Annotated in this window: 20 protein-coding genes; 7 read left to right on the top strand and 13 right to left on the bottom strand. The window is 68.8% G+C overall.

The window, feature by feature from the left end:
* Positions 1-60: 60 nt before the first annotated feature.
* The 4 genes from STRTUCAR8_RS25630 to STRTUCAR8_RS25615 all read right to left on the bottom strand — a co-directional run bounded on the left by STRTUCAR8_RS25630 (position 61) and on the right by STRTUCAR8_RS25615 (position 3,525).
* Positions 61-903, bottom strand: a complete 843-nt coding sequence (locus STRTUCAR8_RS25630) for an SAM-dependent methyltransferase (protein WP_006378920.1) — start codon at positions 901-903, stop codon at positions 61-63.
* Positions 893-2,059, bottom strand: a complete 1,167-nt coding sequence (locus STRTUCAR8_RS25625) for a protein-L-isoaspartate O-methyltransferase family protein (RefSeq protein ID WP_006379032.1) — start codon at positions 2,057-2,059, stop codon at positions 893-895. Before STRTUCAR8_RS25625 ends, STRTUCAR8_RS25630 begins: the two co-directional genes overlap by 11 nt.
* Positions 2,056-2,547: a response regulator transcription factor gene (locus tag STRTUCAR8_RS25620; protein ID WP_006379047.1), complete on the bottom strand. Its 492-nt coding sequence runs from the start codon at positions 2,545-2,547 to the stop codon at positions 2,056-2,058. Before STRTUCAR8_RS25620 ends, STRTUCAR8_RS25625 begins: the two co-directional genes overlap by 4 nt.
* A gap of 312 nt (positions 2,548-2,859) precedes the next feature.
* Positions 2,860-3,525, bottom strand: coding sequence for a DUF6415 family natural product biosynthesis protein (locus STRTUCAR8_RS25615; protein WP_006378931.1), 666 nt, complete (start codon positions 3,523-3,525; stop codon positions 2,860-2,862).
* A gap of 997 nt (positions 3,526-4,522) precedes the next feature.
* On the opposite strand from STRTUCAR8_RS25615, the gene STRTUCAR8_RS25610 reads away from it, so the two are divergent.
* Positions 4,523-5,917, top strand: a complete 1,395-nt coding sequence (locus STRTUCAR8_RS25610; RefSeq protein ID WP_006378944.1) for a B12-binding domain-containing radical SAM protein — start codon at positions 4,523-4,525, stop codon at positions 5,915-5,917.
* 205 nt (positions 5,918-6,122) lie between these two features.
* The gene (locus STRTUCAR8_RS25605) at positions 6,123-6,650 is read left to right on the top strand and encodes a TSCPD domain-containing protein (protein ID WP_199791709.1); all 528 of its coding nucleotides are present in this window, start codon (positions 6,123-6,125) and stop codon (positions 6,648-6,650) included.
* Between the two features lie 84 nt (positions 6,651-6,734).
* Here the strand turns inward: STRTUCAR8_RS25605 and STRTUCAR8_RS25600 are convergent, their stop codons facing one another.
* From STRTUCAR8_RS25600 to STRTUCAR8_RS25580, 5 genes are read right to left on the bottom strand one after another with little or no spacing between them, the layout of a single operon-like run.
* On the bottom strand, positions 6,735-9,485 hold the full coding sequence (locus STRTUCAR8_RS25600) for an AMP-binding protein (protein ID WP_006379138.1): 2,751 nt from the start codon (positions 9,483-9,485) through the stop codon (positions 6,735-6,737).
* On the bottom strand, positions 9,482-10,162 hold the full coding sequence (locus STRTUCAR8_RS25595; RefSeq protein WP_006378964.1) for an HIT family protein: 681 nt from the start codon (positions 10,160-10,162) through the stop codon (positions 9,482-9,484). Before STRTUCAR8_RS25595 ends, STRTUCAR8_RS25600 begins: the two co-directional genes overlap by 4 nt.
* Positions 10,149-11,489 carry an AMP-binding protein gene (locus STRTUCAR8_RS25590; protein ID WP_006379294.1) on the bottom strand — a complete coding sequence of 447 codons (1,341 nt, stop codon included), beginning with the start codon at positions 11,487-11,489 and terminating at the stop codon, positions 10,149-10,151. Before STRTUCAR8_RS25590 ends, STRTUCAR8_RS25595 begins: the two co-directional genes overlap by 14 nt.
* Complete coding sequence (locus STRTUCAR8_RS25585; protein WP_006379163.1) at positions 11,486-12,574, bottom strand: TauD/TfdA family dioxygenase; 1,089 nt, start codon at positions 12,572-12,574, stop codon at positions 11,486-11,488. Before STRTUCAR8_RS25585 ends, STRTUCAR8_RS25590 begins: the two co-directional genes overlap by 4 nt.
* A 26-nt stretch (positions 12,575-12,600) precedes the next feature.
* Positions 12,601-14,025 (bottom strand): FAD-dependent protein, encoded by a 1,425-nt coding sequence (locus tag STRTUCAR8_RS25580; protein ID WP_006378733.1) that lies wholly within the window; start codon positions 14,023-14,025, stop codon positions 12,601-12,603.
* A 398-nt stretch (positions 14,026-14,423) separates the two neighbouring features.
* Between STRTUCAR8_RS25580 and STRTUCAR8_RS25575 the strand changes: the two genes are divergently transcribed.
* From STRTUCAR8_RS25575 to STRTUCAR8_RS25560, 5 genes are read left to right on the top strand one after another with little or no spacing between them, the layout of a single operon-like run.
* Positions 14,424-14,879 (top strand): ATP-binding protein, encoded by a 456-nt coding sequence (locus STRTUCAR8_RS25575; RefSeq protein WP_048818818.1) that lies wholly within the window; start codon positions 14,424-14,426, stop codon positions 14,877-14,879.
* Positions 14,876-15,958, top strand: a complete 1,083-nt coding sequence (locus STRTUCAR8_RS25570; RefSeq protein ID WP_006378687.1) for an aldo/keto reductase — start codon at positions 14,876-14,878, stop codon at positions 15,956-15,958. The genes STRTUCAR8_RS25575 and STRTUCAR8_RS25570 overlap by 4 nt, the downstream gene beginning before the upstream one ends.
* Positions 15,955-16,107, top strand: a complete 153-nt coding sequence (locus tag STRTUCAR8_RS52735) for a hypothetical protein (protein ID WP_006378569.1) — start codon at positions 15,955-15,957, stop codon at positions 16,105-16,107. Before STRTUCAR8_RS25570 ends, STRTUCAR8_RS52735 begins: the two co-directional genes overlap by 4 nt.
* 40 nt (positions 16,108-16,147) lie before the next feature.
* Positions 16,148-16,984, top strand: a complete 837-nt coding sequence (locus tag STRTUCAR8_RS25565; protein ID WP_006379087.1) for a hypothetical protein — start codon at positions 16,148-16,150, stop codon at positions 16,982-16,984.
* Positions 16,974-18,191: a chorismate-binding protein gene (locus STRTUCAR8_RS25560; protein ID WP_206742941.1), complete on the top strand. Its 1,218-nt coding sequence runs from the start codon at positions 16,974-16,976 to the stop codon at positions 18,189-18,191. The genes STRTUCAR8_RS25565 and STRTUCAR8_RS25560 overlap by 11 nt, the downstream gene beginning before the upstream one ends.
* Before the next feature lie 65 nt (positions 18,192-18,256).
* Here the strand turns inward: STRTUCAR8_RS25560 and STRTUCAR8_RS25555 are convergent, their stop codons facing one another.
* From STRTUCAR8_RS25555 to STRTUCAR8_RS25540, 4 genes are all read right to left on the bottom strand, one after another.
* Positions 18,257-18,979 carry a 2'-5' RNA ligase family protein gene (locus tag STRTUCAR8_RS25555; protein ID WP_044472816.1) on the bottom strand — a complete coding sequence of 241 codons (723 nt, stop codon included), beginning with the start codon at positions 18,977-18,979 and terminating at the stop codon, positions 18,257-18,259.
* A 34-nt stretch (positions 18,980-19,013) separates the two neighbouring features.
* Positions 19,014-20,339 carry an NsdA family TPR-like regulatory protein gene (locus STRTUCAR8_RS52730; RefSeq protein ID WP_006379016.1) on the bottom strand — a complete coding sequence of 442 codons (1,326 nt, stop codon included), beginning with the start codon at positions 20,337-20,339 and terminating at the stop codon, positions 19,014-19,016.
* A 118-nt stretch (positions 20,340-20,457) separates the two neighbouring features.
* On the bottom strand, positions 20,458-20,928 hold the full coding sequence (locus STRTUCAR8_RS25545; protein WP_006378572.1) for a GNAT family N-acetyltransferase: 471 nt from the start codon (positions 20,926-20,928) through the stop codon (positions 20,458-20,460).
* Positions 20,925-22,220: a tetratricopeptide repeat protein gene (locus STRTUCAR8_RS25540; RefSeq protein ID WP_006378748.1), complete on the bottom strand. Its 1,296-nt coding sequence runs from the start codon at positions 22,218-22,220 to the stop codon at positions 20,925-20,927. Before STRTUCAR8_RS25540 ends, STRTUCAR8_RS25545 begins: the two co-directional genes overlap by 4 nt.
* Between the last annotated feature and the right edge of the window lie 474 nt (positions 22,221-22,694).

The following is a 22,694-nucleotide window of genomic DNA, read 5'->3' as shown; positions in this document are numbered from 1 at the left end:
TCTAGCCGGAACACCAAGGGGAGTTGGCTGGTCACCGGCTTGATCACGCCGGTCTGCTGATCACACAGCTCGGCCATGCGCGGCTTCCTTTCGGGCCGTGCCGGCGTATGACGCGGCCTGGGGCAGGACCGGGTAATCGAGTGCCAGTGTCTGTGGCGCGGTCAGGCCAGGGGAGGTCAGCTGCCAGCCGTCGAACAGCCGGGCGATCTGTTCCTTCGTCCGCAGGTGGACGGGGCAGCCGGCCGCCGTCATGGTCTCGGCGAATCGGCGCACGGGTTTGCCCGAGACGTCGGCGGTGGCGTGCGTGATGACGAGAGCGCTGCCGGTGGCGGCGACGTGTTTGTACTGGTCGACGAGGACGGTCAGGGGTTGTGCCGCGGTGTCCTCGATGTGGTGGAGCACGCTGCCGAGGAGAAGGATGACCGGTTCTCGCCAGTTGATCGTCTCCAGGATTTCCCTGGAAGCGAGGATCGACTCGGCGTCGCGTACGTCGGCGCACAGGCTCTCGATGACAGCGGGCGCCTTGGCCGTCATCATTTCTTCGGCGTGGGTGTGCACCAGCACGTCGTTGTCGATGCACACGGCGCGGGCGTCGGGATGAACGCGGGTCAGGACATCCACCGGCGTTGGGCCGTGGGGAAGGCCGCAGCCGAAGTCAACCAGCTGCCGGACGCCCGCGATGGCCAGGGCCTGCACCATCAGGAGCACGTACACGCGCTCGTGACGGACGGCGCTCTCCAGGAACGGCATACGGTCGGCTGCCCGAAGGGCCCCCTCACGGTCGACGATGTAGTGGTCTCGCCCGCCGAGCAGGTAGTTCTGCATCCGGGCGCTCGACGGCCGTGCCTGCAACTCGCCGATCGCTGCGGAGGGGTGGAGAAGCATCGGGTGGTCAGGTCGCATGCCGCTCCACCCCTCCGGTGATCGTGTGGAGTTCGGGCAGACGCCACGACGGACCGTCCGGTGCACCGAGCCACAGCGCGTGTTCCGTCTCCGTGATCGTCACGCCCAGCTGCTCAACCTCTGGTTCCCCGGCCGCGTGCCACTGACCGAGCGCGTCGAACAGATCGGAGCCGAGATCGCGCGGCCCCCACTCGTAGATGCGAGGGGAGTGCAGGAAGACCACCGCCCGAGACGCCTGGTGGTCATGAATACGCAGGCGGTCGGCAACATCGCCTTCGAACTGCGCAACGCCGCGCACCACCTGCATCCGAAGGTCAGGGCGGAGAAGGCCGGCGAACAACCGGGCCGCCGGCCGTACGTGCGCCCCCCTCGCGTCGGCTTCCGACGTCCTCGGGCTGCCCTGCGACTCGACGGAGATGCCCTCACCAGGACGGTGCTCGCGAAGCCATACGGTCTGATGAGCCGGTCCAGCGTGGAAACGCCCACTGGCCGACGCCCCGTCCCGCGCCACGGTCAGGACGAGCAGCGTGCTGGATCCGCCCAGAGCGGTACGGACGGGCAGGCACAGCTGGCCACCCGGACGAACCCGGGTGACCCACTCCCACGGCACACGGCGCACCGCACGATGGGAAAGGAGACCGTGGAACGAACCCGCCGGTCCCAAGACCCCGGCCTCGGACCCGCTGACCACCCGAACCTGCGGGTAGGGGCGTAGGCGCTGTCTGGCGATCTCGGCGAGACGTTCTGTGTCCGCGACCGTCACCACCTGGCCGCCCTGGAGAAGGTGTTCCAGAGAGGCTGCCGTCCAGCCGCAGTCTGTGCCGATCTCGGCAACGGTCATCCCTGGTCCTGGAGCGAGCGCGGCCAAGCGCGCCGTGGCGTCTTCTTTGGACGGGATCACTCCCGTGACGATGCCGGGGCCGCCTTCCCCACCGTCGTCGACGTCGAAGACGAGCATCTCGGAGCGATGGACGAACTTCGCCCACTCGCCCGCGTTCTTGCTCCGGTCCACCCTGCGCCAGCGGCCACCTCGGTGCGTACGGATCACGTTGGGCACGAAGTCCTGTCGCCGATCGCAGAGGAACACGTCCCCCGCGTGCTCGTGAACGTGGCCACTGCCCGGTCGCACGCTGGCAGCCTCGACGCGGGCGTTCATGCCTGTCCTGCCACGGAGACGACGTCTCCGGAGTCTTCACGGCCGCTCGCTGGGCCCAGGAGACGCAACTGCCACCCTCGCGTGACCACGTGCGCGGCCGAGGAAGCGCCCAGCGCCCGCAGCAGGCGTCGAGCGTCCTTGCGCACGTCGTCCAGCGGACGTTTCGCGCCGACCGCGATCTCCTCGATGGTCTTTCCGCCGGCGAGCCCTGCCAGGACTGTGCGCTGCTCCTCCGGCAGTTCGACGCCGTAGTCCACGAGCATGGGGACGTCCAAGTGACCGTGACGGTAGGCGAGGTTCACCATCCCCGCCCGCTCCGAAGTTCGGAGCTTTCCGCCGATCCGGAGGATGTACGTCTTGACCGTGCTGTCGGACACTCCCATGTCGCAGGCCGTCTCTGCGGTCGTCCTTCCCCGAGAGATGCCCAGCAGAGCCTCACGCTCCTGAGGGGAAAGCGGCGGCGAGATGGTCTCGTCCGGGGCTGGCATGGTCGTACTCCTTCGGTGTTCTGGCACAGTCGTCGTCTTATCGGGGCCGGCCCACTTTGCTGGTCGGCTGGTTGGGGCGTGTGCTACGACCGGCCGTAGGACTGCAGGGCGAGTTCGGCGAGGATGCAGACGGTGGGGAGGCTGATGGCGGCAGCGAGGAGGACGGCGCCCCAGTGCGCGCGGGCCTGTCGCCAGCCACGTCGAAGGCGCCCTGGGGCGGGCTCGTCTTTGCGGGGTGAGCCCGAATTCGGTGGGGAGGCCGGAGCCCGGTGAATCCGTTGAGGGTGCGTCGTGCGATAGGACCTGGCCATGTCACTCACCGTTCCGCTCGCAGTCCTGTTCGGCGTAGCGCAGCAGGGCTTCGGTGTGGACCGCGAGACGGAATGCGTGCTCCCTCGCCGCCTTGAGTCCCTCGCCCGGAGGGACGTCGCGGGCCTCCTGAGAGCGCTCGATCACTTCACCGCATGCGGACCACCCTCGACTCCCGGCGGAGAGCGATTCCAAGTGGATCGAGACGTACGGGACGAGCGTCGTGACGTAGCCGCCGAGCGCCCGCATGACCGCCGCGAGGATGTGCGGATGCGGGTACACCCCCGCTTGCTCCCAGGACTTCGCCGCAAGAATGGCTTCGCGGATACGCGTCGAATCGAACCCGGCGCACACAGTCCTGCCCCAGCCATCGACTACGTCGTCAAAGGCGTCGGCAGCAGGAAGGACGGCGAGCAGCTCCCGCCCGACCTCGGACATCCGCCGGTGCAGGAACGCCGCACGCCCGGCGTCACCAGGAATCTCTTCGTCGAGCAGGCCACGCACGCGTACGACCAGTCGATCGTCTTCCAGAAGGGGCTCGTTCGCGTCGACGGGAACGACTGCCCCGAGCAGTCGCATCAAGTGGCCGCGCATGAGCAGCATTTGGACGTGTCGCTCGTCCGGGTCGTCGCTGACAGAGGCAGTCTCGGCGAAAACCAGTCTGGTCAACTCACGATGGAGGGCTTCCTGTACCGCGCGAGGCGTTGGCCCGGGGGTCAGCGTCGACAGAACGGTCCTCAGGCCACGATCCAGTTCCTGGAATGAGCCCTCCGGCCAGGAGACGCCGCCAGTCTGCCCGCGGCTGGCTGTAGGGGCCGATGTCATGGTGCAGGGCATAAGGGCAACTCCAACAGTGAAGTTCGTAGTTGGCGATCGGGGCGTTGCCTCGGCGGCGCCCCAAGAGGAGCCGCCGAGGCATTTCGAGCCGCCACTCGCCGACAAGGGCGGTTCGTTCACGGGAGACGCAGCGCTGCGGGCTACACGGGCATCGTTCAGGGAGCGCAGAGACACCGGTACCGCCCCGTAGGACCCGGCCAGGACGTCCTGGGACGTCCCGCTGGCCGGATCGGGATGGGAGCCGAACGTCCCAACGGCGCAGTGCTGTTGAGGCTGGCTTGCACAGTCGAGCTTGCTAGAGGAATCCGGCGCCGCGGCGGTGCGCGGAGCGGAGGGGTCTGACGTCCCGGCGAGCGCGGCCGGACATCGGGGCGTGGGTACGTCGACATCTTGGTCATCGGGCAGCACGAGGATCCGGCCCTGCTCAGTGACGGTGCCGGTGATGCGGGGGAGCGTCTGTGTCCTCATGGCCAACAGTTCCGAATCTCACTGGTCGGTGCGGCGTAGTGGTACGGCAGCGAGTACGTGCTTCATGTGTGGCCGCCGGCATCAGCGTTTCGCCTGGCGTGTGGCGTCGGTACGCCATTCGTCTGCCACTTCACTGCCATTTGCGTCGATCCACGGTTGCTTTACGACGATATGAAATGGATTGAGCAGCCTGAAGAGTGTGGTGCAGGAGAGCACGACTTGGGCTCGTACTGCGGCCCGGCGGGGAAGTGGCAGTGGAGTGGCAGGCCCGTGGCGTACCGACGCCATCGCGGCGAGCCGAGGCTGGTTACGGCCGCTGTCGAGCGGCGACTGACATCTACGGCCTGGGAGTGTGACCTTCGTGGGGAAGATCGTCTTGTTCGCCGGTGTGGACCCGCTTGCCACCGGCGAGTCCGACTACCCCTGGCACCCGCTGTCCGTGCTGACGGTCGGCACCGCCTTGCGGGCTGCCGGGCACGAACCGGTAATCATCGACTGCCAGATCGAACCGGACTGGCGCAAGAAGCTGTCGGACGAGGCCAAGGACGCCCTGTACGTCGGGGTTTCGTGCATGACGGGTCCCAGCATCGGCAACGTGCTGGACGCGATCGGCGCGGTGCGCGAGCACGCGCCGGGCGTACCTGTGGTGTGGGGCGGCTACCACGCCTCGCTCGCCTACCGGGGGATCCTGCGGGAGCGGTGGGTGGACGTGGTCGTCCTGGGACCGGGCGAAGCCGCGGCCGTGGCACTGGCAGAGCTGGCCGAGCGGAAAGGCGGCCTGACTGACACCGCTTCGCTCGCGGCCATCCCGAACCTGGCCTACCGGGACGGGAGGCGCGAGATCTCGCTGCGCGGCGCGGTGGCGGACCGGATTCTGGAGACCCCGTACGGCGCCCTGGCGGACATGAACACGGTTCCGCCCCTGGACTACACCCTCATCCCGGTGACCGCGTACTACACCGACAGGGTCCGGGATCTGAGCTACCTCACGTCCTGGGGCTGCCCGCATCCCTGCGGGTTCTGCAGCGAGCCCAAGACCAGCCTGCGCCGCTGGAAGGGGCTGCCGCCGAAGCGAGTCGTCGACGAGGTCGAGGAGCTGTGGAAAACCTACGCGCCGGACCAGATCAGCCTGATGGACCCGAACTTCTCCACGAACACCCAGCGGGTGATCGGCATCGTCGAGGAGATGGAGCGCCGCGGTCTGTGCATCCAGTTGCGGGCCAACATGAGGGCCAAGGACATCGTGAACCTCGCGGGGCACATCGACCTCGAACGGCTCCGGAAGGTCGGCTTCAGCGCGATCTTCGTCGGCTGTGAATCGGGCTCCGACCGAATGCTGGAGTTGATGACGAAGAACGCGACGGTCCAGCACACGATCGACGGCTGCCGAATGCTGTCGGCAGCCGGCATCGTCCAGCTCACCAGCTGGATCCACGACCTTCCGCACGAGACCGACGAAGACAGCGACCTCACCTTCCGGCTCGTCCAGGACCTGGCGCTGCTCCCGCACAACGAGCAGAAGCATCACTTCTTCACGCCGTTCCCGGCCACCGACATGTACGACGCGCTCTTCGGCGCCAGCGAGGACGACGGACGCAGCCAGCGCGACTGGGCGCGCAGCGACACCTACTCCGGAAGCGCGATCTGGTCCGGCCGGCCCGACTTCCGCCGCCGGGTACTGGGGCGGCTCCTAGAACTCAGGGAACAGCACCCGGACGTCCTCGTCAGGACGCTTCCACGGCTCGTGGACGCCTGAGCACCACAACCACCGAACGACCGGGCTGGGGGCGTGTGTTCGGCGCGCCGCGATTGGTGCCGACCGCTCCTCACCTCTACGGTAGGAATCCCACATCTTGTGGTCACCGAACGCAAGATGTCCATAGGTTGTGGGTGTCAGACCTGTTATGCCCATTTCGACCACCCAGAGGACACATTCGATGGCGGACCGAACCGTTGACGGCATGGCGCGTAAGCACAGGGGCGGGGAGCACCCCCTCGTCCAGGTGCCCCCGCGGTCCCCGAGGCGTCTGAAGTCGACGACCCGGTCGTTCAACGTCGGCGAGGGGAAGGGCTACCTCACGGTCGCCTGCACCGAGGACGGTCGCCCTGCTGCGGTCACGATCTTCATGGCCAAGCAGGGCTCGACCATGGCGGGTCTGATGGACGGCTTCAGTACGACCATCACCCAGGGGTTGCGGCACCAGGTCCCGCTGGAGGTGTTCGTCCGCGAGTACGTCAGCATGCGCTTCGAGCCCGCGGGCATGACCAATGACCCTGAGATCAAGCAGGCCACCTCCGTACTGGATTACGTCGGTCGGCGCTTGGCGCTCGACTTCCTGCCGTACGACACTCGGGTGGAGTTCGGCGTGTTGACGGCCGACGAGCGCGCGGCCAAGGAGCTCCAGGACAACGTGGGCGACGCGGCCTGGGCCGACATGATCGGCCTGGCGATGTCCGCGCCAACCGTCACGAGCCCTCGCCAAGGCTGAGGACCACGACACGAAAGGGGGCCGGTGCCGCGACTCGTTTGCGGCGCCGGCCCCTCCGTCAGTTTCAGGGTGTACACGCCGGGCTCAGTCGTCAGTCCAGGTGAGGGCCGTCTCGATCGCAGCGTCCACGTCGGGCACGAGGGTGACCTCAGGGAGCATGTCGAAGGAACAACTCGGCTCGCCCACGTAGATGACCGGGATGCCGGCGGCCAGCGCGCATCCGATCTCCACGCTCAGCCCCGCGCTGCGCCTGCTGAACCCCATGGCGATCAGCACCTTGGAGCGGCGGACGTCGTCCAGGCACAGCCGGGCGGCGAGCCGGTTGAGCGCTATCCCCGCGTCGAACTGGCAGCTGGGCCGGGTGAGCGGGTCCAGGTCGAGCCACCGCGAGGTGGAGTGCAGCGGGGCGGGCAGGCTGTCGCGGAGCCGGCGGATTTCGTTGCGATGGCGGAGCGTGGCCGCGAGGTACACCGGAACGGCGTCCGGCGGGACGCTCTCGCTGCGCAGGATCCGGTTCGGGTCCGCCGTGTGCAAGCGGGCTGGTCCAGGCCGGGGCGAGAAGCGGTTGCCTGCGGTGGTCCGTCCGGCGCCGTAGGGCGTGATCGGACTGTAGGAGTGGCTGAGGTCCTCATGCAGCAGGGGCATCCCGATGAGCCTGCGCCTTTCGTCGACCTTCCCGTAGGCACCGTCGAGCGGATAGAGAAAGCGGGGTTCCTCGTCGCGGACGAGCACGAAGGTGCCGTAGCGCTGGGGTTGTCCGTGCAAGGACTGGACCCGGTCGTCCAGCAGCGCCAGGTGCCGGCCGTCGATGAGCCGCGTGGTGACGTTGCGGGTCGCTTCGTAGAGCAGTTCGTCTCTGCGCTCGCCCGCGAGATCCGCGTGCTGCATCAGCAGCCAGACCGCGTCCACGGCGGCGGGATCGTGCCGGTCGAGCCGCGGCCAGTGATGCCGGGCGACCGCGTCGATCACTTCTGCGGTGGCGTCGGCGGACGCCTGAAGGTAGAGCGCGAGGTCCTCGGTGGCGCCTGCCAGCTCGGGGGCGAGGACCGGCAGGAGGGTGAGCGGCTGGGGCCAGTCGGGGTAGCCGAGGGCTTTGCCGATCTTGTCGTCCAGGGCCGGGTCGACGAACAGGGAGGCCAGAGCACTCTCCAGGAGGAGTTGCTCGCGCTCGGCGACCTGGGTGAGGTGCTGCCAGATACCGGGACTGGTGGCAGGGGCTCGGGGGGCGATGACGAGTTCCTCGCTGACGGGAGCGGCAGCGCGTCGTGCCTGCTCAAGTTGGGTACGGGCGGCGGTGGTGTCCAGCTTGCCCGCCTCGGTGCGCGGGATGGAGGCGACCCGCACGATCGTGCGCGGAACCTTGAAGTCCGCGAGCTGGCCGCAGGCGTAGCGGCGTACGTCCTCCACCTCGCCACCGACCGCCAGGTGCAGGAGAGCGCCCAGGGTGTGTCCGCGTACGGGGTGAGCCAGGGGTATGACGGCGGCGTCCTGGACGTCGGGGTGGGCCAGCAGCACGCGGGTGATCTCGGGGAGGTAGACCTTCTCCCCGCCGAGGTTGACGCACTCGCTGTCCCGGCCGAGCAGGAGGATGCGGCGTCCCGCGGCCAGACGGGCGTGGTCTCCGGAGAGCAGGTACGTGGTGCCGTCGCTGACGCGAAAACGGTTCGCTGCGAGGCCGCCCGTGGGGTGGAGGCCGAGGGGGTGGGGCTGGGCGACGGCCAGCAGGCCGTCTTGCCCGACGGAAGCGCGCGTCCCGTCGGGCCGTAGTACGACGGCGTGGGCGCCGAGATCGAAGGTCCCGGTGGCCGGCACGAAGTCGGCTGTGGCGGTGGAGGAGCCGATGCCGGTGGCTTCGGTGGCACCGAGCGTCTCGATGAGCCGTGCGTGGGGCAGGGCGTCGAGGAGACTGCGCTTGGCCTGTTGGCTCCACGCGGCACCCGATGAGGTGATGGTGGCCAGGCGGGAGAGGTCCCAGCGGCCGGGTCGGCGGTGCAGGGCGGTGGCGAGGGGGCGGGCGAGGGGGTCGCCCACGATGGCGAGGGTGTCGGCGCGGTGCTCGGCGACGGTGTCCCAGATGGCGGAGGGGCCGGGCTCGGGCACGGTGATCACCGTGCCGCCGGCGCACAGGGCGCCCAGGGCGCGAGTCTGCCCGGAGCCGTGCATGAGGGGGCTCGCGACGACCAGTCGGGCATCCGCGACGGCGATCAGCCCCGCGGTCTCCATGGTGCTGCGGCGCAGCCACGGATTGTGGGCGTTGAGATTGCGGGCAAGATCACCCACCCGCCAGCGGATCGCGGCGGGCTCCCCGGTGGTGCCGCCGGTGCACTTGATGAAGGTGTCGTCCGGGGAGGACGCCCAGGGATCGTCCGGGCCGTCGGACCCCTGAGCGCTCAGGATCCGTTCCAGCGATTGCGTCCAGGCGGGCAGGTCCTGCGGGCCTGTGGCGATCCACGTCCGGCAGCCGGGCAGCCCGGCGCGGGCGGCAGACATCTCGGTGACCTGTTCGGGTGCCAGGAAGACGGCGTTCGGCGTGAGCAGGGTGAGCATGCCGTCCAGTTCGCGGGCCCGGTAGCGGTAGTTGATGTTGGCGGGCACGACGCCGATGCGCAGGCACGCGGCGAGGCAGACCAGATGCTCCGGGCGATTGGGCAGAGCGAGTGCGGCGACGTCCCCGCGGCCGAGGCCGCAGCTGCGCAGATGCGCGGCCAACGTCGCAGCCTGCTTGTCGAACTGTCGCCAGGTCACCGTGCTGCTGCCGTGGATGAGGGCGAGGCGCTCCGGATGGTCCGCGGCGATCCGCCGCCACAGGCTCGCGAAGTCGAGCTCACCGCTCACCTGGGTGCTCCGGCCCGGGACGCCGGTGCCCGGCGTGCTGCCGGCGTGACGGTGGTGAGGTCGTCGACGGTGGCGCGCATCAGTTCGGGGAACGGGTGGGCCTGCCAGTCCCATGCGGCGTCCTCGATCTGCGGATCGAGCCGGGCCACGACCTCCCGCAGCCGGATCCGGGGGAAGGCGTCGTTGGGAACGGGGTAGCACGTCAGGGTGCCGGTCTGGTCCCGCACGGTGATGTAGGAGGTGTCCGGGCTGCGGGGGACTTGGGCGTAGCTGGCGATCTCGAATCCCGGGGTCCGCGCGGCGAGCCATTCGCTGAGGTCGGCGGTGCTGGGCAGCATGTGCAGATGGCCATGGCAGATGCGCCGCCCGGCGGGGAGGTTGAGGCCGTACTCGAAGGTGAGGATCGGGCGCCGGTAGACCTGGTGCAGCTGGTTGGCGAGGTCGTGGGCCAGGTCCTCGACCCCCGCCAGCTCGTCGTCGTTCAGTTGTCCGAGCGAGAGCACGTGGGTTTTGGGCACCACGAGCAGGTAGCCGGGGACGAAGGCGCCGATGGTTGGTACCGCCGCCGCGTACTCGGACGCGGCGACGATGCGTTGCTGACCGGCATGGAGATGGCGTTGCAGGGTGCAGTCGCCGACGTCCGGGTTGACGGCCTGGCACAGGTCACAGTCGGGCATGTCCTTCTCGCAGGGTCGTGTGTTCGAGAGCTGCGGTCCGACGCAGCTCGATGGCGTGGGGGCGCTGAGGCGGTGTCAGCCGCTGGGCGCACCAAGTGCGCAGGACCGATGGGGTGAGGGCCGGGTCCTCGGTGTGTACGACGGCGGACAGAACGGATCCGAACCGGTCGTGGGGGCTGACGTGGATTTCGCAGTTCCGTACGGCGGGGTGGGCGGACAGGGTGTCGTGGGTCTCGGCCACGGCGATCTTGACGCCCGCCACGATGGCGCGGCCGGGGACGGCCACGTCGGTGACTTCGATGCGGTCGGTGTCCTTGATGCGCCTGCCGAGGTCGCCGACGCTCTGCCATTGCGGCCGGCCGGTGCACGGCTGGTCGGTGTGGTGGGAGATGAGTCCGGTCCGGCTGCGGCCCTCGATGGTTCCCTGGGTGCCGGCCGCTACGGGCCAGCGGCTGGGGTCGACGATCCGCAGCTCGGTATCGGGCAGCGGAGATCCGCCGGGGCCGCGAGAGGTGTAGGGGCTGAAGGTCCCGTCGTACAGGGTGGTCCCGTAGTACTCCGCGAGGCGCTCGGGCCCCAGGACGTCGGCCAGGCGCTGGCGCAGCGGGGGCGGGCAGGGGGCCGAGGAGTGCAGGAGCAGACGCAGCGAGGAGCAGTCGCCGCGGAGTTCGCGGGGTGGGCATGCGTCCCAGATCTGCTGGATCTGCGTCGGAACCAAGAACGCCCAGTCCGGCTTGTGGCCGCGGACGCTCTCCAGCCACTGCTCGGCCTCGAAGCGGGGAGCGAGGATGATGCAGCCGCCGAGGAGGAGTTGACGCAGTGCGAACTCGAACGGCCCGTTCAGGTGCATGGGGGCGGCGAAGATGGCACGTCCGCCGGGCCGCATGCCTAGAGCGCGGGCCTTGCGCGGGGCGGTGGGCGATTCGCCGTGTGTCAGGACCGGAACCTGCTGGTGGCCCGATACGGCCAGGACCGCCTTCCACGGGCGGCAGCCCGCTTTTCTTGCCGTCTGCACGTCGCGCAGTGCCTCCGTTTCGGGCACGCGGGCGGGCAGGACCAAGGGCGTGCGGCTCACCATGAGAGCGGCGCACACCTGGATGAAGAACGCGGCGGTGGGTGTGGCGCGCAGCACCGCGACGCCCGCGCCGTGATCGGGACGGGATTCCAGGTCCTGGGCCTGCTGGGCGGCGGCTAGGTAGAGGGAGCGGAAGCTCGTCGTGCCGTGGCGGTCGATCACGGCGGGGTGGTCGGGCCGCCGGCGGGCGGTGCGGTGGAGTTTGCTGACGACGTCCGCAGTCCACGTCGGCCCCGGCGGGTGCACGGTCATGCGGCGGGGGCCGGGTCGGGAGCGGTCGGGGGCGCCCAAGTGGTGGCGAGCTGCTGCTGCTGGTCGTCGGTGAGCCATCCGAAGCGCAGGTACTCGTCGGCCTCTGCGGCCCGCCGGCCGCGGTAGTGGGGGAAGGTGACCCACGACCGGAGCAGGTGACGGGGCTCGGCTGGGGGCCGCGGGTCGCGGTAGGCGGTGCGGGAGTGGAGCACCGTGTGGTTGTTGACCAACTGGAGGTCGCCCGCGCGCAGTTCCATGTCGATGCTGTTCTCGTCGGCGAGCTCCTCCAGCAGGTCGAAGGCGGCCACGGCGTCCCGGTGGAGGGGGACCGCTGTGACGGTGGGGGTCTCCAGCAGCGTGTGCCGGACGTAGCGGGTGGAGAAGTGGCCTCGGTGGAGGGAGAAGATCGGCGATATGAAGGTGGGCGGCAGGCCGGGTACGTTGCCGCCGGCCATGTGGAAGTGGAACGGCTGGTACAGCTCGGCGGTCCGCGTCGGGGAGGCGTTCAACATTTGGTTGTGGACCGTGGCGGCCGAGGCGAGACGGGAAAGCCCTCCGGTCTCGGAGGCGGTCAGGCACAGCAGGGCTGCGGCGTCGGCGCCGTCAGTGTGGAACCACAGGCGGTTGGCGGTCTGATGACCTCGCACGGTCGCGTCGCCCAGCGCTCGGCCGGTCGCGCGGACGTGCCGGATGAGCTGTCCGTCCCTGCTCTGGGTGGCGATGGGGCCCAGGTAGGTGGCCAGTCCGCGCAGGAGCAGTGCGTTCTGGCGTTCGTCGAGTCGGTCGACGGGCAGTCCGCGCAGCACGGCGAAGCCGCGGCCGTCGGACACCTCGCTGGAGATCGCTTCCAGGATCGAGCCGACGTGGCCCAGGGGGAAGTCTCTGCGGTTGATGTCGCGGTCGGTGAGCATGTCGCGTCCGGTTAGCCGGTTCTGCGCGACGGTGAGCGCGTCGATGATCTCGATGTTCTCCTCGCGCGAGAGCGTGTACGTCCATGCTTCGGGCGAGAAGGTGCTTCGGTCCCACAGCGGGGCCTCGTCGGAGGTGAGCCACTTGGGGCGGGGTGTGCGGGCGGAGGTCAGCATGCTGGAGTCCTTGGGGGCCGGGGGAGTCAGGCGTTGACGCTGCGGCGGGCGGCGATCGCGTCGCCGGCGAGCCAGCCGGAGTCGGCGGCGCCGATGATTCCGCCGGTGAGCCCGGGGCCGTCACCGACCAGGTAGAGGCCGGGGTGCCCGGGGGCCTGCATGTCGTCGCCGACCTCGAAGCGGTCGGCCCAGCGCTCGACGGCCGGCCCGTACAGCATGTTGCCGGGATTCAGGACCTGCGGGCACAGCCGGGCGAGGCGGTGAAGGTAGTCGCGCAGCAGGGCGACGATCGGCTGGGGAAAGAGCGTGGCGAGGTTCCCGGTGACGGCGTCGGGGATGCTGGGGACGAACCCGTGCGCGGCGTCGGGAACGGTTCCGGTGGTGGGGACGTCGGCCAGGAAGTCGCCGAGTGTCTGGGCCATGACCCGCCCCCTGGTGGCGTTGTTCATCCGGGCGACGAGGTCGCGCACGTACTCCGTGCTCAGGGGGAACGCGTCTCCGGCGGTGGCCAGCACCGCGGTGTTGCTGCGGTTGTTCCCGTGGTCGCTGGTGGAGTGTCCGCCGACCAGGGTGAGGTCCTGGTACTGGGCCGGGACGACATCCCCGCCGAAGCAGACGCAGTGCGTGCGGACCTCGGCTCCTGCGCCGGGTTTCCAGATGACCTTGGGGTCGGTGGCGACCTTCAGCAGGAGGTCCAGGAACTCGCGCGGCCCTTCCAGGCGGAAGCCGAGCTTGGGCTGGGCGCTCTTGCGGGACAGCCCCAGGGTGTTCCCGAGCGCGCGCAGCCAGGCGGCGCCGATCTTCCCCGGTGCGAGCACGACGTTGTCCGCGTACAGGGGCATCGGCTCTGCCCAGTCGTTGCCGGTGACCCAGACCTCCCAGCGGTGGCTGGCGACGGGTGAGGGCCGAACCTCGGTGCAGCGGATTCCGCAGAGCACGGGAGCAACGGCTTCGACTCGCTGGCGAAGGGCGGACGTCATGCGCATGAGCTGGTCACTGCCGATGTGGCGGACGGGGTAGTGCAGGTATTCGAGGCCCTCGGCTCCAGCCCGTCCGGCCAGCTCGGCGGCCCTGGTGTCGTCGGCACCGTGTAGCGGGGCGTCCTCGCCAGCACGGAAGATCTCGTCGATGGCGTACTGCCGTGCTTCGACCTCGTGTGAGGGGAAGCGGTGGGAGATGGTGGAGCCGATGCGGTGCGACAGGCACAGCTTGCCGTCGCTGAACATCCCGGCGCCGCCGAATCCCGAGGTGATGGTGCGCTTCTCGTCCTGGCCCAGCTCGCGGGCCCGGATACGCCCGTCGATGTCGGCGCCCTGCTCCAGGACGACGACGCCGCCAGCCGGGGCTCCCGCGCGGATCGTCGCGAGCAGCCCCGCCGGGCCGGCGCCGATGACGAGGGTGTCGTAATGGGTGGGATGGCCCCACAACGCGGACGTGGAAGGTAAGGGCACGGCAGCCTCCGGCTGAGGAATGGGATCGGCACGCGGTCCGCCCGCCCGGACGTCCGCTGGATGCCGCCCCCGGCGAACTACCCGTACGTCAGCTCGCCGAGGGCCGCTGGCGTCCACGTTCGCCCGGTCTGCATGGCGTCGGTACGCCATTCGTCTGCCACTTCTCTGCCACTTGGTGGTCGAGCGCCCAACGCATCTCAATCCCAGCAAAGTGCGTGATTCGCCTCAAGGTGGGCTGCTCCCTCCGCCTCTGTCGCCGGAGGAAATGGCAGTGGAGTGGCAACTCAATGGCGTACCGACGCCACCGCGATTCCCCCACCGTTGAAGCGGGCCTTCAGCAGGCCCTCCGCCGACGGGCTCAGCCCACCAGCGGTCACCGCACGTGCACGAGGGAGACGATGGTGCCACCCCCACCGGCTGCGCTGAAACCGTCCGGCCACCTCATCCACGCCCCCGAACAGCACCGCCTCGACCTCAGCGTCAGCGAGTGGCCCACCAGGGCCGCGCGCTCCCAAATCCGCACGGTACTGGGGGGAAGGGCTGACGCGGCCACGGTCGACGACATGGTCTTGGTCGTGGACGAGCTGGTCGCCAACGCCCTCCGGCACACCCCCGGCGTCGGGACATTCCTGCTGGAGGTGGACCAGGACCGGGCCACGGTAAGGGTGTTCGACGCTGGTGCGAACTGCGCTGCGGTGGCTGTCAAGTCTGCGGAGAAGTCCGACGAGAACGGCCGCGGGCTCAGCATCGTCGCGCGACTGACCGAGGAGTGGTTCGCCGAACCGACCGCGGCCGGCGGCAAGGCGGTGGTCGCGGTGTTCGCCATTGCGCTCCAGGAGAACAGCTCACGATGACCGCCCTCGATCTCAAGACGCGGCACATTGCGCCCGGACTGACCGTCAATCCGCTCGGAGTGGGCTGTTGGGCGATCGGAGGCCCGACCGTCAACGCGGGCCAGCCGGTCGGCTGGGGCTCCGTCGAGGATGCGCGGTCGCTCGATGGTCTGCGGACCGCGGTGGAACACGGCGCCAACTTCTTCGACACGGCAGACGTGTTCGGGCACGGCCACTCCGAGAGGCTGCTGGGACAGCTCCTCAAAGAGGTCGACCGGGAATCCGTGCACATCGCCAGCAAGATCGGATGGGTGCGGGGCACAGCGCCTCACCCCTACGCGGGCCCAAAGCTCCGCCACCAGTTCGAACAGAGCATGGAGAACCTGGGGGTCGAGTATCTGGATGCCTACTTCCTCCACACCCTCGACTTCGGGGACGACGACGACTACCTGCATGTCGCCATCAACCAGATGCGCGCCCTGCGGGATGCCGAGTACATCAGGGCCATCGGCATGCGCGGGCCCCACCCTCTCGCCTCGGACCGTAAGGACGCGGCGGACGTGCGCAGTGCCCGGTTCGTCAAGATCTTCCGTCTGCTGCGTCCCGATGTGCTCTGGACCCGGTGCAACCCGCTGAGCCCGCCGACCCTGGTCGACGGCGAGGACCTTTTCAGCTTCACCGCGCGCCACGGCGTCTCGCTCATGCTCACCGAGCCCCTCGCCCAAGGGCTGCTGACCGGGAAGTACCAGCCGGGTGCCCCCGCCGTCTTCGGCCCCGGCGACCACCGACGGCACAAGCGGTGGTTCTCCAACCCTGGACTCGAAATCATCGACCGCGGCCTGGAGACGCTGCGCGAGCACTTTGGCCGTCACCCGCAGGCACTGGTCCGCGTCGCCCTGCGATACAGCCTGCAGCAGGCCGACCACACGGCAGTGATCGTCGGCTTCACCACGCCCGAGCAGGTCCGCGAGAACTACTCCTGCCTCGGAGAGCCGCTGACGAATGAGGAACTCGCCTTCGTCGACGGCACCTACGGCCGGATACGCAACGAACTCCATGCCACTGGCGATGCCTACCGCCGCATGGAAGTGCCGGTGTGACCGCGCAATCCGCATACCGTCGGCCGGTCTACGGCGTGCCCCGGCACGTCGCCGAGTCACATCTGCCTCTCGCGGAACAGCTCGACGCCGCCGACCACGCCTTCGGCCAACTCCTGCCCAAGCGCATCCCCGAACGCGCCGCCTCCTAGCCAGGCAGCGACTCTCCCCGCACACAATCACGGAGGTCCCATGGGAACGATCCAGCAGGCGCTGCGCATGAGCGCCCCGTACTGGGCTGCGGAACACGAGATCGCCCTGCGCTACTTCGGTTCGAGCGCCAGGAACACCGTCTCCGACAAGGTCTGGGTCGGGCACCAGATGTTCAAGGAGTGGACCGGCAGCGGGGTCTACGGCCCCCGGCACACGACCGTGGCCAGCATGATCGCCGAAGTGGCAGAAGAAGTCGCGCCGCTGGGCCACGGAGCGGTCGCACCCTCCCCGCTGAAGAGCACCTACACCAAGCTGAGCTTCGCCTCCGACGAGCTGCGCCACTACGCCCAGCTGCACGACCTGTTCCTGCTCATCGAATCCGCCACGCCCCCGCCGGCGATCGCCGAACTCGGACAGCTGAAGGAGGGAGCCGCGCTCACCGAACTGCGACTGGGCTACCGCGACGACAAACTCGGCGCCATCGCGGTCGACCTGTCCGAGGGCGGCGGCCTGGGGCTCTACTTCGGGATCCGCTCCGCGAAGAACCTGCTGGACCTCTCCAGCGAGGTGGACCGTGAGGTGCTCGCGGTCGCTGATCGAACGATCGAGGACGAGACCCGGCATCTGATCGGTCGCTTCACGGCCGCCCGAGAGGCGGGACTGGACGAGGAGCAGTGGGTCCGTGTCTCCGAGATCCTGGAGGAGATCTCGCACCAGAAGCTCCTGGAGCGCAACGAGCAGTTCGGCGGCATGCTGACGGTCCAGGAGGTAGCGACCGTCTGCGCGAGTGAGAATCACGCCCGGATGGTCGCCTTCCTCACGGACCACCTCGGCTTCCTCCTGGACTACCTGGGAATGAGCCCAGTTGATCTCTGACGCCCGCAGGTACGCCCGACCGGTGCTTGCCGGGCATCGCCTCGAAGCCCCGTTGAACACCGTCTTCAGCTACGGCTCGCGCCGGCGCGTCGTCGTCGGACTGGGCAGCACGGGGCATCTGGAGGTCACCCGAGGGGTGTGCTCGTTATCGCTTCCCGGTCTGGCCAGCAGGGAAGCGACAACGCCGCAGTCCCTGCTCGCTGGACTCCAGTCCTTCTTCGAGGCGACCGACGGCCGGTGGATCATGGGGTACATCGGATTCGGGGCACACCACAGCCGGTACAGCACGCTGGCCGTCGGGCCGGATCCGGAGGTGCTCCTGTTCACTCCGGAGTCCGTCCTGGTGATCAAGGACGATGGCAGTGCCTCGTCCGCATCCGGTCCGATGCGACTGCCGCGAGGGCGGCGTGCGACCAAGGCTGGTTCACCGCCTCCACTCGCCGACGAAACCGTTGACCGCTTCCGCGTGATGGTCGACGACGTCTTGGGGTGGGTGGGGCAGGAGCCGGGCCGTCGGCTGACGGTCGCAACGCGGCACGGCTGGAGCGGACCGGTGGACCTGGTCTCCACCATGGCGGCGGGGCAGGACGACTCCCATGGGGTGTCCCGCTCGTTTTACTGTCACCACGGTGGGCTGGAGTTCGCGGGGACCAGTCCAGAACTCCTCATCGACGGGTCGCTGGAACGGTTCACCTGTCACAAGCTGTCCGGTACCTCCGGGCACACCCGTGACGGTCGACGACCGGCGCCCTGGGACCTTCGTCTCGTCGAAGAGCACCGGTCATCCATCGACTCGCTGCTGACCGCGTACAGCCACTTCGCCAGCGTGAGCGCGGGACCCCCGGAGTTCCTGAGACTCGAGGAACTAGTCCACGGAATGACCCGGTTGACGGTGGAGCCGAAGCCCGGAAGCAATCCGGCCGGCGTTCTGTTGGGAGCGTTGCCCACCGGGGCCTCGCCCGCCGAGGGATTGTCCGAGATCGCGAAGCTGGAGCAGTTCCCGCGAGGGCCGTACTACGGCATGGTCGGGTGTGCAGCACCGGACGGCAGACTCCAATGGTCACAGCTCCTGCGCAGCGTCTTCCAGCGGGACGGCCGGGTTTGGCTGCCGGTCGGGGCGGCGGTCACGGCCAGATCCAGCCCGGACGTGGAGGCGGCCGAGATCGCCCTCAAGGCCCGGAGCGTGCGGGTGGCGTGGCACAGCTGAGCCGACGGATTGGGGACCGGAACGTCCCGGTCCCCAATCCCCCCGTACCAGCTGCGCCGCTGGAGTCAGAGGGCGGGCGACCGGCCCGGCAGGGCCAGGCTGTGCAGGACATGCCATCGGTACGTACGCACTTCCCGGCGCAGCTCGACCAGGTGGACCCGCTCGATCGGGAGCGTGACGGAGGGGCGGTTCCTCAGAAGGGCCACAGCGTCGATCACCGGTGAGGCGGTCCGGGCCCGGTTGTTGTAGAGAATCCCGAGATGAGGGCGGAAGCGACTGCTCGGCTTTCCGCCTGGGACGCCGACGCGTTGCCCCGCGCGGTGAAGGGCGGCGTGCAGCTCCACCAGCGGTGTCCAGGGCGTAACGCTGAACCGGATCGCCCCCGTGGACCCCGCCATGGGCTCCGCGCGGATCTCGAACCCACCGCCAAGCGTGCCGTCCGCCAGTTGGGCGAGCGCGTCCACCGTGCCGGGCTCGACGTCCGCGCAGCTACCGATCTTGTTCATGGTGATGTGCAGACCGTCGTGGGGAACCTCGTCCATGCCCAGATCGGCCAGGGCCTGCTGGCACGAACGTGCCTGGGCGATCAGCTCCGGCTCCTCGGGGAAGGCCAGCATCCAGTAGTAGGCCCGGTGCCCCGGGGGCCACCCAGGCCGGTCCCAGTGGTCGGTCATCCTCTCGACGGCACGGAAGGCGTCCCAGTCGTTCGAGATGATTTTCCGGGGATCGTCCAGATCGAGAGGCGGCGCCGCGGGGAAGGCCCTGCTGTCGTCGATCAGCGGGCTCATCACCAGAAGTCTCCTTGGTAGCTCGGGCCGTCGGTCACGGTGGCGGGTCGGGTTGCGCCTGGACGGCCGGCTGGTAGTTCAGTGCCGCCAGTTCACTGGCATAGTCGCGCACGACAGGCTCGGCTTGCCACTTCCCCGTGTGCTGGAGGAGTTCGGTAGCGCGCTGCCACACCGAATGGATGGGCGTGCTGCCGCTGGTGTGAAGGGCCCGGGTGCCCAGAGACAACGCCTGCTCCAGGTCGGGGCGACCCTGCCGCAGCAACGCGGTAGCGACGTCCAGGGACACAAGTGTCCGGGTCCACTGGGAAGGCGACTGCTCGACCAAGTCCTCAATCTGCCCGGCGTACTCAAGGACCTTCGCGACATCGCCGGTCGACAGATGGGCCGTGACGGCGTTGGCGAGCGTACGAGCGGGGCTGTACGCCTCGAAGGAGATGCAGGAGGTGACACCGCCGGGAAGGTACTGCTGCTGGTCGCTCAGGTCGAGTGCTCGCCCGATCGCTCGCACAGTTCCGCGGGCGTCCCCCTGCCTGGCGAGAGCGCGGGCGCGGCCGTTCACCCAGAGCCTGATCGCCTGCGGACTCTGCGGTGACAGCGCGATCCCCTGAGCAGCCGCTGCGTCGGAGGCGGCGTACTCACCGACGTAGTAGAGGTTCAGGGCCCGGGTGCCCAGAACCCACATCTTCGCCCCCACGTCGCCGACCTGGCCGGCGAACGCTTCGGCCTCCACGCAGTACGCCTCAGCCACGTCGCCGTGGCCGGCGTTGACGGCCATGTACGCCAGCAGGCCGGACGACCGGGCTGCCAGACCGAAGAGCTCCTGTCGTTGTCCGGAGCTCTGCCGACCGAGAAGGAGGGTGCGCACCATCCTACGGAGCAGCCGCGCCTCACCAGCGAGCTGCTGGGGCCCCTGGTCCTCGTACCGCTGCACGATGCTCTCGATCGACTCAGCCGCCAGACTCAGCAGGGCGGGATCGGTGTTGCTGGTCGTCAACTCCTGCGCCTGGAGGAGGATCTCACCGGGGCTTCCCCACCCGCCACTGGTGAGAACGGGAGGGGAAACACCAGTTGGCTGCCGGGCGATGTTGCGGTCCGGGGGCGGTCCGAAAAGGACCGCGGTGGTCATGCCGAAAAGATGCTCCAGGACACGGGCGGAGTCCGGGCGCGGGCCTCTCTCGCTGAGCTCGCCCTTCATCCACCGGTCGAAGGTTCGGCGGGGAAGGTCGACGCCGGCCAGGCGCGGGTCGCCGTCCTTCTCCGCCAGCTCCGCGCGCGCCCTCTTCCACTGGATGCACAAGGCTTCGTAGGTCCAGCGGCGCTCCTGGACGAGTACACGGAAGTAGTTGGTGCGCACGGTCACCTGTGAATTCCCTCCCGGGCCTGTGGCCGGTGGAGCAAACGCGCCCGGCTGCTACCTCTTAGTCGGTCCCCACGCCATGGTCAAGTGCCGGCCCGGAGTCAACTTCCGGCTGAAGCACCTATGCCGAAGTGACGGTCTGACGATAGAAAATCTTGGTGTCCTGCGGGACCGCACCAAGTGCCTCGTAGAACTTCTGAGCATCGGGATTGTCGCGGTCGGTCGTCCACTCTATCCGGCTGCATCCGAGCTGGGCGGCGACCTCGTGAAGCCGTGCCATCAGGGCCTTTGCCACCCCGCTGCGGCGGTGGGCTTCCCGCACAAACAGCTCCTTGAGGTACAGCGAGCGGCTGTCACCTGCGGCAGGCCAGAGCAGCGAGAAGGAGGCCATACCGACCACGTCGACGCCGATCCGCGCCAGAAGGATGGAGGCGGCCGGATGATCTCCGAAGAGCATGTCCCGCAGCCGGCCGACGCGGTCGGGCAGCTCGCCTTCGACTGCGCCGCCGTAGTACTGCTCGATGTCCGCTACGAGTTCCGCGATGCACGGCACATCGGTTGACTCGGCACGAGTCACGGTGAGTTCGCTCACGGCGGCTTTCCTTCGTGTTCGGAGGCTATGCCTTGCTGGAGTGGGGCGAGTGCGTCCCGAAGTACCCGGACGGAACGGGGTCCGCTGGGGATCGTGGAGAGCAGTCCTTCGAGTTGGCAGGCCCTGGTCAAGATAATCCCGGAACGGTGCTGCGCCGGGAGCTTTCGAAGGATCTCCGCCGTACTGTCGGCGGCCCCGGCCAGCTCGCCGTCCAGGAATAGACACATGGCGGCGTCCAGCTCGATCAGGGCCCTGTCGAGATGTTCATCTGCCGGATAGAGCTGGAGAGCTCGCTGCTGTGCTTCCCGGGCACGGTCCGTCTGGCCGAGGTGGGTGAGGGCGTTGCCTTGGTGAAAGCGCAGCTGGGCCTCGTTGTAGCCGAACGCCGACTCTGCGGTGTCGTCTCCGTGCAGGTGCGCCAGCGTATCCTCCGCCCGGCCGAGGGCGGCCTCGGCTTCCCGGCGGTCTCCCATGACGGCGTGGGCCCGAGCTTCCAGCGGAGCAGCCAAGGCTGCGCCGACGGTGGGCTGGACGCTGGAGACTTGCGCGCGGCGCGCGGCGCGGGCCGCTCCGGTGAGATCGCCGCAGTAGAACAGCGCGTACGCGTCTTCGGCAAGGATCCAGGCTCGGACGTCGCTGTCGCCGACCTCCTCCGCCGCGATCTTGGCGACGCGCAGCCAGGCGTTCGCGTGGTGATCATCGCCCTGGCGGACCAGGACCAAGCTCATGAGGCCGGCCATCTGGGCGGAGAACCTCGTAAGACGGCGCATGGCGCCAAGGGGCTGCCGCTGGTCGAGCGCCCTGCTCAGCGCGTCGACATCGCGGCGTAAGTCCCGCAGGAGGTCGCTCTCGGGACGGAACCGAGTGGCCCGGCCGTGCCACGCCAGTGTCTCTTCCCACGAGGCGAGCCCGGCTTCGCTTATATGGCCACTGGTCAGAACTCCTTCGAGCCTTCGGCGGACGGCCTCGGCCTGGTCCGGCTCCTCGACGGGGAGCTGGCCGGCCGGAAGCCCAGCGAGGCCCTCATCGGACTCGGCGAAGACCTGTCCCACGGCCATACCGAAGAGGTACTCAAGAACTCGCGCGGTGTCCGGGCGCGGTCCCCGCTCGGTGAGATCGCCCTTCATCCACCGGTCGAAGGTCCGGCGCGACATCGGAACGGTGGCGAGCCGGGGATCTCGATCGCGCTCAGCCAGTTCCTCACAGGCACGCTTCCACTGGATACAGAAAGCCTCGAACGTCCAGCGCCGCTCTTGCACGGTGGTGCGGAAGTTGGTGGTGCGCGCCGGCATCGTAGGTCCTTCCTTACTGGCTTGCGGCTGAGCTCGAGGACTGGCTGAACTACAAGGTGGGCACCTTGTGGTGCCCGAGCCTGGGCCTAGTCATGAGCGGATCGGTGACTTCGACAACGAACAGTTCCGATATGAACTGCACACGCCCTCCGGGGAGATGGCTCGTCCTCCCCTCCGCAGCCTGTCCCTTGAGCCCGACCGCGACGTGGATTGACGTTTCGAGCGGGGTCGAGCCTTTGGACGAGGATCTCGTCGGCCCCGATGTTCAGGCCCTCTGGAGCGAACAGGAGCTGGAACGACGGTCCGGCGGGGTGTTCGCCGAGTACCGAGTGCAGGCGCTGGAGCAGATCCGCGTCCTGGTGCGCGAGCGTCTCGGGGGCAGTGGTTGTCACAAGGGTCTCCTGCGTGATCAGCGAGGAAATGGGCTGGGTGATCGGGGAGGGCTGGTTCGGGTGTTGGGTGTTGTCCCGGCTT

The organism is Streptomyces turgidiscabies Car8 (assembly GCF_000331005.1).
GTDB classification, from domain to species: domain Bacteria; phylum Actinomycetota; class Actinomycetes; order Streptomycetales; family Streptomycetaceae; genus Streptomyces; species Streptomyces turgidiscabies.
This window is presented reverse-complemented; position numbering and strand designations above follow the sequence as displayed.

What these genes read in the sequence shown, in the direction of transcription:
- STRTUCAR8_RS25630 (WP_006378920.1), bottom strand. Translation starts at nt 903, where the DNA reads ATGCGACCTGACCACCCGATGCTTCTCCACCCCTCCGCAGCGATCGGC.
- STRTUCAR8_RS25625 (WP_006379032.1), bottom strand. Translation starts at nt 2,059, where the DNA reads ATGAACGCCCGCGTCGAGGCTGCCAGCGTGCGACCGGGCAGTGGCCAC.
- STRTUCAR8_RS25620 (WP_006379047.1), bottom strand. Translation starts at nt 2,547, where the DNA reads ATGCCAGCCCCGGACGAGACCATCTCGCCGCCGCTTTCCCCTCAGGAG.
- STRTUCAR8_RS25605 (WP_199791709.1), top strand. Translation starts at nt 6,123, where the DNA reads ATGGCGCGTAAGCACAGGGGCGGGGAGCACCCCCTCGTCCAGGTGCCC.
- STRTUCAR8_RS25595 (WP_006378964.1), bottom strand. Translation starts at nt 10,162, where the DNA reads ATGCCCGACTGTGACCTGTGCCAGGCCGTCAACCCGGACGTCGGCGAC.
- STRTUCAR8_RS25590 (WP_006379294.1), bottom strand. Translation starts at nt 11,489, where the DNA reads ATGACCGTGCACCCGCCGGGGCCGACGTGGACTGCGGACGTCGTCAGC.
- STRTUCAR8_RS25585 (WP_006379163.1), bottom strand. Translation starts at nt 12,574, where the DNA reads ATGCTGACCTCCGCCCGCACACCCCGCCCCAAGTGGCTCACCTCCGAC.
- STRTUCAR8_RS25575 (WP_048818818.1), top strand. Translation starts at nt 14,424, where the DNA reads ATGGTGCCACCCCCACCGGCTGCGCTGAAACCGTCCGGCCACCTCATC.
- STRTUCAR8_RS25570 (WP_006378687.1), top strand. Translation starts at nt 14,876, where the DNA reads ATGACCGCCCTCGATCTCAAGACGCGGCACATTGCGCCCGGACTGACC.
- STRTUCAR8_RS25565 (WP_006379087.1), top strand. Translation starts at nt 16,148, where the DNA reads ATGGGAACGATCCAGCAGGCGCTGCGCATGAGCGCCCCGTACTGGGCT.
- STRTUCAR8_RS25555 (WP_044472816.1), bottom strand. Translation starts at nt 18,979, where the DNA reads ATGAGCCCGCTGATCGACGACAGCAGGGCCTTCCCCGCGGCGCCGCCT.
- STRTUCAR8_RS25540 (WP_006378748.1), bottom strand. Translation starts at nt 22,220, where the DNA reads ATGCCGGCGCGCACCACCAACTTCCGCACCACCGTGCAAGAGCGGCGC.